This is a genomic window from Nocardia sp. NPDC005998 (assembly GCF_040614395.1).
Classification (GTDB): domain Bacteria; phylum Actinomycetota; class Actinomycetes; order Mycobacteriales; family Mycobacteriaceae; genus Nocardia.
Genome location: NZ_JBEXUI010000002.1, coordinates 126,419 through 138,272, shown reverse-complemented (window position 1 = coordinate 138,272; position 11,854 = coordinate 126,419). Strand labels below are relative to the sequence as shown.

General features: G+C 66.6%; 9 protein-coding genes. 3 read left to right on the top strand and 6 right to left on the bottom strand.

Going from position 1 to position 11,854, the window contains the following annotated elements:
- Window positions 1-30: 30 nt before the first annotated feature.
- Window positions 31-753, top strand: coding sequence for a hypothetical protein (locus ABZ293_RS04260; RefSeq protein WP_355177266.1), 723 nt, complete (start codon window positions 31-33; stop codon window positions 751-753).
- A 184-nt stretch (window positions 754-937) separates the two neighbouring features.
- On the opposite strand, the gene ABZ293_RS04255 is transcribed toward ABZ293_RS04260, so the two are convergent.
- The 6 genes from ABZ293_RS04255 to ABZ293_RS04230 form a co-directional block, all read right to left on the bottom strand.
- On the bottom strand, window positions 938-1,543 hold the full coding sequence (locus tag ABZ293_RS04255; RefSeq protein WP_354954143.1) for a ribonuclease H: 606 nt from the start codon (window positions 1,541-1,543) through the stop codon (window positions 938-940).
- Between the two features lie 10 nt (window positions 1,544-1,553).
- A complete protein-coding gene (locus tag ABZ293_RS04250) occupies window positions 1,554-2,024 on the bottom strand; it encodes an SRPBCC family protein (RefSeq protein WP_355177265.1) in 471 nt (156 codons plus the stop codon).
- Between the two features lie 148 nt (window positions 2,025-2,172).
- Window positions 2,173-3,351 (bottom strand): L-2-hydroxyglutarate oxidase, encoded by a 1,179-nt coding sequence (lhgO, locus tag ABZ293_RS04245; protein ID WP_355177264.1) that lies wholly within the window; start codon window positions 3,349-3,351, stop codon window positions 2,173-2,175.
- Between the two features lie 19 nt (window positions 3,352-3,370).
- On the bottom strand, window positions 3,371-3,994 hold the full coding sequence (locus ABZ293_RS04240; protein WP_355177263.1) for a hypothetical protein: 624 nt from the start codon (window positions 3,992-3,994) through the stop codon (window positions 3,371-3,373).
- Between the two features lie 556 nt (window positions 3,995-4,550).
- Complete coding sequence (locus ABZ293_RS04235; RefSeq protein WP_355177262.1) at window positions 4,551-5,342, bottom strand: TIGR03084 family metal-binding protein; 792 nt, start codon at window positions 5,340-5,342, stop codon at window positions 4,551-4,553.
- Between the two features lie 194 nt (window positions 5,343-5,536).
- Window positions 5,537-6,892, bottom strand: coding sequence for a hypothetical protein (locus ABZ293_RS04230; protein ID WP_355177261.1), 1,356 nt, complete (start codon window positions 6,890-6,892; stop codon window positions 5,537-5,539).
- A 548-nt stretch (window positions 6,893-7,440) separates the two neighbouring features.
- Between ABZ293_RS04230 and lon the strand changes: the two genes are divergently transcribed.
- Complete coding sequence (gene lon / locus ABZ293_RS04225; protein WP_355177260.1) at window positions 7,441-9,858, top strand: endopeptidase La; 2,418 nt, start codon at window positions 7,441-7,443, stop codon at window positions 9,856-9,858.
- A gap of 107 nt (window positions 9,859-9,965) precedes the next feature.
- Window positions 9,966-11,594, top strand: a complete 1,629-nt coding sequence (locus ABZ293_RS04220) for an FAD-dependent monooxygenase (RefSeq protein ID WP_355177259.1) — start codon at window positions 9,966-9,968, stop codon at window positions 11,592-11,594.
- The last annotated feature ends 260 nt before the right edge of the window (window positions 11,595-11,854 follow it).

The window sequence follows — 11,854 nt, the reverse complement described above, 5'->3', positions numbered from 1 at the left end:
GGTGCGCCGGGAAAGTGCAGGATTGTATCGATGTCCACTGATGATGTCGGCGCCGAGAACCAGAACTCGGACGCCCCGAAAGAGGACGCCAAGGCCGACGCGCCCGCCGAGGACAAGACCGTCGAGATCGGGAAGTCCGGCGATGCGGCTGCCCCGAAGTCCGCGCCGAAGCAGACGGACACGCCGCTGGCCAAGGGCGCGGCGCAGCCGGGTGCACAGAATGGCGGCAAGGAACGGGGCACGATGGTGCCCATCGTCGCCGCATTCGTCGCCGGCGTGCTGCTGGTCGCGGCGGTGACCGCCGTTATCGTCTTCTACCGGCAGGCGAGCAATCGCGGCGACCAGTTGGACGCGCACGCGGCGGCCACCACGGCCGCGTGCGAGTACGGCAAGCTGATCTCCACCTACGATCCGCAGACCATCGACGACTACCTGAAGAAGGTGGACGCCGCGTCGGCCGGTGAGTGGAAGGACCAGTTCGCCAAGCTCGGTCAGGATCTCAAGGGTGTGGTCGTCGACGCCAAGGCCTCCTCGTCCACCTACGACATGCAGTGCGGCTTCCAGTCCGGCGATACCGAAAGCGCGAAGGTGCTGGTGGTGATCGGTCAGACCACCACCAATGTGAATATCGCCGCCGCGAACAAGCCGCCGAGCAAGGTCGAACTCGTGGTGGTCGCCGGTCTGCAGAAGGTCGGCGACAAGTGGCTCGTCGACAAGTTCGACCTGCCGATCCTCAAGCAAATGGGCAACTGAGTTACTGCCGAGTTGGGCCCGGAGTTGAGCGGACCAATAGCGGCCCTGGTTCGGAGTTTGCCACGCTGAGTTCGCGAAGGACTCCTACCGATAGCCCTGATGAAACGCCTCCGGGCGGGTGGGAATGGCACCACCCGCCCGGAGGTCTTTTCCGGCGGTCTTGCGCCCGGTCGCGCCGGCGGTCTCAGAACAGGGTCAATGCCTGAGGTGCTGGCGCGACCGGCTTCCCCGCGGACCGCGGCCGGGAGGTCTTGGCTGCCCCGGCCGAATTGCCGAGAGCGGTGGTCTTTTCGGTCTTGTGCTCGACTACCGGCGGCAGCTCGGGGAGTTCCGCGGTCGGCACCTCACCGGCGGCCGCGGAGGCCGCGGCCTGTCTGGCCGCCTCGCCCGCGAGGGTGTCGGCCATCTCGTTGAAGTAATTGCCGACATGTCCACGCACCCAACGGAACCGGACCGGTCCCGGCCGGGAGGCGATGGCCCGGTCGATCTGCTTGATGAGTTCGACGTTCTTCACTGCGCCGCCGGTGGCGGTGCGCCAGCCATTGATGCGCCAGCTGGCGATCCATTCCGACGCGCACTTGATCGCGTATAGCGAATCACTCTCGATGAGCAGCGGCTCCTCGCTGGGATGGGCGACTATCGCCTCCAACAGCGCGCGCAACTCCGCGACCTGATTGGTTCCGGTGGCGGCTCCCCCGCTGCGCGAGCCGCCCTGATGATTGACCCAAGCCCAGCCGATGGCGCCGCCGGGATTGCGGAGGCAGGATCCGTCGGTGCTCACGATGATCATGGCTGGCACCCTACGCAATCCGACCGACAAGATCGGTACCGTGGAATTCCTCTATCTCCCTTCGCAACTGAGACTCGGTGCGGCGCAGCGCCGAGCGCACGGCGGAATCCACCAGGCGCAGGCACAGGCGGCCGAAGAGTCCACTCGGTGGAGCGTACTCCGCCTCCGAAGTCAGCACCGAGCGTCCATAGCCGAGTGGGTCGAAGCGCAGCCGCAAAGTTCCCGACAACCGTCCGCGTAGCGTGTAGCCGATCACCACATTGCGCCGGTATTCGGTGATCTCGCATGTCATGGTCGGCCGCCACGGCCCGAACCTGGCACGGGTACTGAAGACTGCGCCGAGCCCCTGGTCGAGCTCGCCTTTCGGCTCGAACGCGGCGACACCGAACATCCAATCCGGCACGAACTGATGGTTGTCCGTATAGGTGAAGGCCACCTCGACCGGGGCTCCGACGTCGCTCGCGTACTTGATGTGGCCCATAGGCCCTCCCTGTTGGCTGCCGCTAAAAGTACTACAGCTCTCCTCTTTATTGGAGTGGTTGCCCGCAATTTGGTTGGGCCGCTTTCCACATCGGCAACCGGTTGGACGCTTGGTTTGCTGGGATGGGCGACTCAGCTACCGAATCGGGTCAGAGTTGGTCGACGATGTATTCGGCGATCGGCATCGCGGAGGTGGCCGCCGGTGACGGGGCATTGAGCACATGGACCGAGCGCGGCGTGCGCTCGATCATGAAGTCGTGCACCAGGGTGCCATCGCGCAGTACCGCCTGCGCGCGGATCCCCGCCTCCCGCGGCCGCAGGTCCGCGACCGTCAACTCGGGGCAGTACCGTCGGCATTCGGCCAGGTAGCCGTGCTTGAACAGCGAGTTGCGCAACTCCCGCAGCCCGGTCCGCATATGCGCGCGAGCGACCCGGTGGAAGCCGGGAAAACCGAGTACCGCACGGGCGTCGCGGGCGTCGAAACTGCCCTTGCGATAGCCCTCCCTGGCCAGGCCGAGCACCGCATTGGGGCCGACGGTCAGCGCGCCGTCGATCGTCGGACTCAGGTGTACGCCGAGGAACGGCAGTGCGGGATCGGGGATCGGATAGATCAGCGTGCGCACCAATCCGGTTCGGCTGGACGGTAGCTGGTAGTACTCGCCGCGGAACGGCACGATGCGAAAATCGGTTTGCAGGCCCGCCAGCGCGGCCATCCGGTCGGCCTGCAGACCCGCGCAGACCACCAGGGTGCGCGCGGTCCAGGAGCCCGCGGGGCCGGCTGCGGTGACCGCGTCGGTGGTCTCGGTGAGTTCGGTGATCTCCGCGCCGAGCACGATCTCGCCGCCGGTGGCCCGGACCTCATCGGCGAGTGCCGTGGTGACGCGGGTGAAATCGATAATGCCGGTGGCGGGCACGAACAGGGCGCCGACGCCGGTCACATGCGGTTCCCTGCGGGTGAGTTCGGCGGCGTCGATCAGTTCGACATCGACGTCATTGGCGACCGAGCGTTCGTGCAGCGCGAGCATTCGCCCGTGCTCGGCGGCATCGGTGGCTACCAGCAGCTTTCCGCAGACCTCGAACGGTATGCCGTGCGCCGCAGCGAAATCCTTGGTCCAGGCGGCACCCTGCCTGCACAGCCGTGCCTTGAGACTGTCCGGCGGGTAGTAGATGCCGGAATGGATGACACCGCTGTTGTGCCCGGTCTGGTGCGTGGCCAGGGCGCTGGCCTTGTCGACGAGCACGAGGCTCGCGCCGGCATGGCGTTGCAGAATCCGATGCGCCGTCGCGACTCCGACGATCCCGCCCCCGATGACACAGAAGTCGTACATGGGACGCAGAGTAGGCGGACTACACCACGATGGTGCGGTTCGCCGTCATCGTGGCGGGATTCGGTGCCGCGTCGGCCGTGGTCGGCGCGTCGCTGGCGGGTGCGGTCGAGTCGTCAACGCTGGGCGCGTGTTTCGTGGCGGGCGCGGGATAGCGCTGCAGCCGGAGTCCGTGTTCGCCGAGGGTCGGATCCGAGAAGGCCAGTGTCACTTCGCCATTGTGTGTATCGACCTCGGCGCGCAGCAGGGTGATACCGCCGGGATCGGCGTGGATGCCGAACTGCTCCCGGACCGGTTCGGCGAGTACGAGATCCGCCAGTGTGGTCAGTGCATCGGTATCCACCGTGACGGCGACGGAATTCGTGCGGCCGGTGGCGACCTGTGCGCCGACATATGCGGTGCCGACCCGCAGTTTGCCGCCGATTCCGGCGGGCACCGCGGTCGGCGAATCGGTATTGGTCGCTGTGGTTTTCGCGGTGTCGGCCACGGACTCGGCGGGAAAGCGGGCGAACAGTGCGGGCAGATCGCGACTTCCGCCGCTCAGCAGTGCATCCGGGAACTCGGGTCCGGAGTCGGTGCCGATAGCCGGAATGGCCCGCGCCGGTGCTGCCACGATTTCGCCGGTGGGGTGCCGGGTTTCGGCCATCTGATGGACGATATAGGCCCCGGAGGCCACCGTGAGGCTGAGGCTGGCGGTGCCCGCGAGGACAATCGCGGTGTGCCGTGCGATTTGGGCAGGCTTGCGTGCTGGGTTGGATCCGCGGCGCCCTCCGTGCGCGCGTATACCTTGCGGGGTACCGTCTTGCCGGCCCCCACCGCGTTCCTCCGGGCCCGTCGCTCCCACCGCTGGCACGATGCGTTCCTTTCCCTCCGCCCCTGGTCCCCTCGTCGGCACGGCCCGCATCGTTGAAAGCCGTACAGGTGTCCAGGTTACCGCGGTGGCGGCAGGTGCCGCCGCGTGGGGGAGATCAGCATCACAATCCCCAGGTGGCCGGCACGATGGCGAACTCGAGCCGATCGGCGTCGTTCATGTTTCCACCAGCTGACAACGGGGTAAATAGACATAGCTGGCGAGCGTCATTCTCGACTGCCACATCGAGACACCCGGCCAACGGCGTCCGGCCGACACGAACGGCGCACCCAAGTGTGGCGCTCGCCCGCTCCGCTTCCATCGGTGGACCGGGTGTTTCGGATTCGGCGGGTCAGTCGAACTGGCCCGCTGCCCGTCCGGTTCCCGTCGGTCCCGCGAAAGCCTGTGCGATGGTGAGCCATTCGGCGGCGTCCGCACCTTCGGTTTCGAGTGCGAGGTCATCGCGGTGGCGGCGCTGCGTCACCAGCAGACAGAAATCCAGGGCCGGACCGGTCACGCGTTGCGTGGCGTCCTCGGGTCCCCACGACCAGATGTCACCGTCGGGTGCGGTGAGTTCGACCCGGAATTCCTCGGCCGGTGTGTTCTTGCCGTGCACCGTGTAGGCGAAGTTCCTGGTCCGCACGCCGATATGGGCGACCGTGCGCAGCCGGGCGGTCGGTGTTCTGGTCACCCCGAGTGCGTCGGCGACGTCCTGGCCGTGCGCGAAGGTCTCCATAATGCGGGCGCTGACCATCGATGCCGGGCTCATCGGTGGTCCGAACCACGGCAGCTTGGTGCCGGACGGGACCGCGCGCAGGGCGTCGATCAGATCGTCGCGGCCCCGGCGCCAGCGGTCGAGCAGTTCGGCGGCGGGGGTGGTTGCCGCCTCCTCGGCGGCCGCGTCGACGAAGGTCAGCACCTTCGGGGCGGCGTCCTCGAGCAATTTCGCGAAGCCGTCGGCATCGGCGGCGGCCATCGTGGCTACCTCATCGGTCCAGGCCAGATGCCCGATCTGATGGGCGATACTCCAACCGGGGGCTGGCGTGGGCTGCGACCAGTCCGCCGGTGCCAGTGCGGCGACGATTCGTTCCAGTTCGGTGCATTCGTCGGAGAAATCGCGCAGCAGCGCGTCGAGGTCAGCCATTGGTTTCCTGTCTCGTTCGCGGCGTGCTCGAATCCCTGCGCAGGCTGCCTCCTCCGGCCCATCGCTTGCGTCGGGCCCGGCGAGGCGCACTACTTCGTACGCCGTCCCAGTTCAGCATCGCAGTGGCTCCGAAAAAATGCAAGCATGCGTGCTTGTATTTGCGACGAACCGCTCTGCTGCCCGGGTGGTGCCGGTTACCAGCCGAAAATCGTCAGGTGGGCGGCGCCGACCACCAGGCCGAGCAGCGCGCCGTGCAGGTACAACAGCCAGGCATCCTGTTCGACCGAGGCGTAGAACATCTCCATGAACTCCCCCGGGGTGAGGTCCTGGAGCTTGCGCGCCGCGAACTCATCGATCTTCTTAGCCTGTTCGAGGGTGAACGCCTCGTCCTCGACCAGACTCGGGGCCAGACCGACCGCGGCGCCGGCCGCACCGACCTTGAGATTGTCGAACTGGCGGCGGCCGAAGGCGACGCGCACGATCGAGGTGGTCGGGCCGAGCTGGCGATGGATCTCATCGGAGACCAGCCGCTCGATCAGCTGCCGGGTCTTGTCTCCATTGGGGCCGTCGAGCAGTTCCTTGGACAGGTTCGGCAGCGTGAGCACCTGGTAGGCGAGGATGTGCGCGAGATCGGTGGCGGCCTGCGGCTGCCGCTTGGCCAGCAGCGCCTGCTTCCACAGGTATTTGTAGCGCGGCTGCGGATCACCGGGTTCGAAGACCATTTTGACGGCGATGACATTCACGATCACGCCGATCGCCGCGGAGGCCAGCAGCACGATCACCCAGCCCGGCACCCAGCCGAGCACCGGAATGGTGTGGTGCACATGCATATACAGTGCGAGCAGCAGGCCGAACGGCGCGCCGAGCAGGCCGATCCGCACCATGAATCGCAACTCCGGTGCGGCGATGGTGGTGGTCAAGTCCTTCAGAATGTACGGGTTTTCCCGGAGATAGCGGATGACAAAGGATTTGATATCGATGAGCTGGTCGACATTGTCGCCGAGCGATTCGAAGGCCCGCTTGGTCAATGCGGGCAATTCCCGATCCACCCGTTGATAGATGATCTGTTTCATGGTCTTGGGCACGCCGCGCCACAGATCCGGATTCTCCCGATACATCAACTCGTCGACCAGGGGCTGCACCTGCTTGCTTGCGAGTATCGCGAGGTAGTCGGCAATACCTTGCAGATCCAGTTCGTGAATGAAATCGCGCGGACTGCCGATGCGCATGAGCGCCTTGTCGACACAAATACTGGCCATCTTCTCGGCACGCGCCGGAATGAAGCCCTGGAATCCGAACCGGCGGCCGTCGCCGGAGAATGTCGGCAGCACCTGGACCCGCCGCGGAAAATACGGATACAACACCTGCAGGCCCGGAATACGGATGCCGCGGAATATGATGGGCCAGAACAGCATCAGCACACCGGTCCAGTTGGTGAGCCATCCGGCGAGCGCACTGAAGATCGGGAAGGTGATCAGATCGACGCTGAACTTGGACAGGCCGGTCAGCTGTTCCCAATCGATGAACACTCCGGAGGCGAGTGTTGTCATCGTGGGATCCCCCTAAGCCTTAGCGACTGCCTACCGGTCGCTAGATATCCCGATTCTGAGATATCTAGTTGCCAACATTCTCATCGGCTCGGACGGGGTGTCAATGCTGGCCGGTCGCTGGTGGCGGCATCGGGCCTGTTCGAGTGGGCGGTCCGCATCCTCCTGCGCATCGGATTCCGCTGGGGCGGGAGGGCGTACGGCAGGCGATTCTGGACAGCTACGAATCCGAGCGCCGCCTGCACGCCAAGGCGATGATCGATGATCGCGGTCAGCTTCCACGACAGGTTGTCCGCATCATGGACGCCCGAGTTCATGCCCTGCCCAGGTTTCTGATGAAACCATCAGATGAGTCGCCGGAAGGTTGACGCGTGTGACGCCCGCGCCACTGGACGCACCCGGGTGACCCGCCTCACTCGGTGGGCCCCAGGGTCGGAAGGCGGCTGACGTGGGGGTTATTCGCCGAGAGCGAACGGGCGGGGAGAGCCGGAACAAACGCGATCACTGCGGGGTTGACTGGGCATCGCTCAACTTTTGGAAGGGTCGAACACGTGACTACACCACAGAACCTGCCGGTGCTGTTCCTGACCGATCCGATCGTGCTGCCGGGCATGGTCGTGCCCATCGAACTGGACGAATCGGCGCAGGCCGCCATCGACGCCGCGCGCGCCGCGAATACCGACGCAGTGCTGCTCGCACCCCGCTTGACCGAGGGCTACGCCTCCTATGGCGTGGTCGCCACCATCGAACAGGTCGGCCGGATGCGCGGTGGCGCCCCCGCCGCGGTGCTGAAGGCCGAACGCCGCGCCAAGATCGGCCACGGGGTCACCGGGCCGGGTGCCGCGCTGTGGGTCGAGGCCGAACCGGTCGAGACACCCGCCGCCGACGGGCGCACCAAAGAGCTTGCCGCCGAATACAAGAAGCTGGTCGTTTCGGTGCTGCAGCGCCGCGAGGCCTGGCAGATCATCGACGCGGTCAATCAGCTGACCGATCCGTCGGCGATTGCCGATACCGCGGGCTACGCCCCGTACCTGACCGCCGACGAGAAGCGGGAGCTGCTCGAAACTCCGGATACCGCACAGCGTTTGACCAAGCTGATCGAGTGGACCAAGGCGCATATCGCCGAGGCCGAGGTCACCGAGAAGATCAGCGAGGATGTCCGCGAGGGCATGGAGAAGAGTCAGCGCGAATTCCTGCTGCGCCAGCAGCTCAACGCCATCCGCAAGGAACTCGGCGAGGACGAGCCCGACGGCGCCGACGATTACCGCACCCGGGTCGAGCAGGCCGATCTGCCCGATAACGTGCGCGCCGAGGCGCTGCGCGAGGTCGGCAGGCTGGAGCGGGCCAGTGATCAGAGCCCGGAATCCGGCTGGATCCGCACCTGGCTCGACACCGTGCTCGAACTGCCGTGGACGGTGAAAACCACCGACAGCACCGATGTTTCGGCCGCTCGCGCGGTACTCGACGCCGATCACCACGGGCTGGACGAGGTCAAGGACCGCATGGTCGAGTACCTGGCCGTGCGCTCCCGGCGTGCCGCGCGCGGACTCGAGGTCGTCGGCGGACGCGGCTCCGGCGCGGTGCTGGCGCTGGTCGGTCCGCCCGGTGTCGGCAAGACCTCGCTGGGTGAATCCGTCGCACGGGCGATGGGCCGCAAATTCGTTCGCGTCGCGCTCGGCGGCGTGCGCGACGAGGCGGAGATCCGCGGTCACCGGCGCACCTATGTCGGCGCACTGCCCGGCCGGATCGTGCGCGCCGTGAAGGAGGCGGGTTCGATGAATCCCGTTGTCCTGCTCGACGAGATCGATAAGGTCGGCTCGGACTTCCGCGGCGATCCGGCTGCGGCGCTGCTCGAGGTGCTGGATCCGGCGCAGAACCACACCTTCCGCGACCACTACCTGGATCTGGATCTGGACCTGTCCGATGTGCTGTTCATCGCGACCGCGAATGTCATGGAGACCATCCCCGGCCCGCTGCTGGACCGGATGGAGCTGATCACCGTCGACGGCTACACCGAGGACGACAAGGTGGCCATCGCCCGCGACTTCCTGGTGCCCCGGCAGCTGGAACGCAATGCGCTGACCGCGCAGGAGGTTTCGATCACCGACGAGGCGTTGCGCGAGGTCGCGGCCAATTACACCCGGGAAGCCGGTGTGCGGCAGATGGAGCGGTTGATCGCGAAGGCGTTGCGCAAGGCCGCGACTCGGCTGTCCGAGGACGGCAGCGGTTCGGCCGCCGACGACACCGAGGTGTCGCTGGGCTACGACGCCGGGCTGGGTTACGACTCATCGGTGGAATCGGAGTCGTTGACCATCGATCTGGGCAATCTGAAGGATTACCTGGGCCGTCCGCGCTTCACCCCGGATTCGGTGGAACGCACCGCCGTCCCCGGTGTGGCAACGGGTTTGGCGGTCACCGGTCTGGGCGGCGATGTGCTCTACATCGAGGCCAATGCCGCCGAGGGCGAGCGCGCGCTCACCCTGACCGGTCAGCTGGGCGATGTCATGAAGGAGTCGGCGCAGATCGCCCTCACCTACGTGCGCTCGCACCTGGAGGAGATCGGCATCGAGCCGTCGGTGCTGGATCGCAATATCCACATCCACTTCCCGGCGGGTGCGGTGCCGAAGGACGGTCCTTCGGCGGGCGTCACCATGGTCACCGCCCTGGTTTCGCTGGCGCTGGGTCGGCAGGTGCGTGCGGATGTCGGCATGACCGGTGAGGTCACGCTGAACGGCCGGGTGCTGCCGATCGGTGGTGTGAAGCAGAAGCTGATGGCCGCCCAGCGCGCGGGTCTGAAGACGGTGTTCATCCCGGCGCGCAATGAGCCGGATCTGGACGAGGTGCCCGCGGAAGTGTTGGCCGCCTTGGATGTTCGCCCCGTCGCCGATGTGGCCGACATCCTGGCCTACGCCATCGAACCGGTTGCCGAACCGGTCCTGAACGCTCCCGTCTTCGCGGCGAGCGCCTGATATTCGGCCGAAACGGGCCGTGCACCTGTGCACGGCCCGTTTCGCGTGCATGGTCACCGTGACCGCGACGCAAGGGCAGTGCAAGCCCGCGCGCACACGATCGGTGCATGACTACTACTGAGCACACTCCCGTACTCGTTGTCGGCGGCGGCCTGGTCGGACTGTCGGCCGCGCTGTTCCTCGAGTACCACAATGTCCCTTATGTTCTGGTCGAGCGCCGGGCCAAGGCGTCGGTGCTGCCAAGGGCGCGTGGTCTGCACACCAGAACCGCCGAGCTGTTCCGCCAGGTCGGCGTCGAGGATCGGGTCCAGCAGGCCGCCGCGACCGCATTGCGGGCGGGCAGCTTCGGCGGTGCCAGCATGGGCACCAGTCTGATCGCGGCCGAGCCGCTGGATATCAGCCATTTGGGGCGGGCAATGGCGGCTGCCGATCCCAGCCCATCGCGGTTCTGCTTTCTGCCGCAGGTGCTGCTCGAGCCGGTGCTCGCCGAGCAAGCCCGCGAGCGCGGCGGTGACCTGCGATTCGGGGTCGAGCTGGTCGAATTCGAGGCCGATGATGCTGGCGTCACGGCAACTCTGCGCGATGCGACGGGCAGTACTTCGGTGATCCGGGCCGACTACCTCATCGCCGCCGACGGTGCGGCCAGCCCGATTCGTCGGGCATTGGGTATCGAGGGCTGGGAGGTGCCGCCGACCCACCACTACATCAATGCCTTTGTGCGGACCGATCTCACGGGCGTACTCGGTGGTCGCACCTTCAGCCAGTGTGAGATCAGCAACGACACGGTGCGCGCACTCGTCCTGTCCAAGAACAACACCGACGAATGGTCGTTCCACCTGGAATACGATCCGACGCGCGAGAGCGCCGCGGACTATTCGGACCAGCGATGTGTCGAGCTGATCCGCGCCGCGATCGGCGTGCCCGATATCGCGGTCGAGCTGTTGGCGCGAAGTGCTTGGGACACTGGCAGTTTCGTGGCCGACGAGTACCGGCGCGGCCGAGTGTTCCTCACCGGCGACGCGGCGCACCGGCACGCGCCGTGGGGTGGTTACGGCGGCAATACCGGTGTTGCCGATGCACACAATCTGGTGTGGAAGCTGGCGGCGGTGCGCTCCGGCACGGCCGCGCCCGCACTGCTGGACTCCTATCGGGTCGAACGCTGGCCACGTGCGATCATCGGCGCCGAACAGGCCAACCTCGGCGCCGACTTCCGTGCTCGCTACGGCATCGAAACCCCGGACAATGCGGACCGGGTCGCGCGCATGGTGGAGTTCGGGGCGGTGATGTCGCGCTTTCGCTACTCATCGGATGCGGTATCGCACCGGGCCGTTCGAGGCGTCGAATGGGTCGAGCCGCATGTCGATCGACTGACAGGGCAGGTTGGCACGCGGTTGCCGCACGTGTGGATCGATGCCGAACAGACCACCTCGACCCTGGATCTCTGCGGGCCCGGCTACGCGCTTCTGATTGCGGGCAGCGCCGCGGCCTGGCGTGATGCCGCCGCGCATGCGCAGCGGCAGACCGGAATCGAAATTGCCGTGCACGGTTTGGCCGCCGAATGGCGTGCCTGCACCGGTCTGCCCGAGGGCGGTGCGCTGCTGGTGCGTCCGGACGGACATGTGGCCGCGCGCTCGGATGAGGGTCTGCATCCGAGATCGCTGACCGGAACCATGCGGGTGCTCATGGGCTGGTCATCGGATACCGCGTCGGCGCTCGACATCAAGGCGACTGCTTGATTTCCAAGCGGGTGCTGCACAGGAGCTCGTGCAGCACCCGAAGTCGACTGTGCCGCAATATGATCCGCGGCATCAGGCCGCGCGGTGCGCTCGGCTGCCTTGCGGGCCCCGTCGCACGTGAGCAGGCGGCGGACAAGCGCGCGGCCGAGGCCTGGACGAGGCTGGGGCCTGGACGAGGCTGGGGCCTGGACGAGGCTGGGGCCTGGACGAGGCTGGGGCCTGGACGAGGCTGGGGCCTGGACGAGGCTGGGGCCTGGACG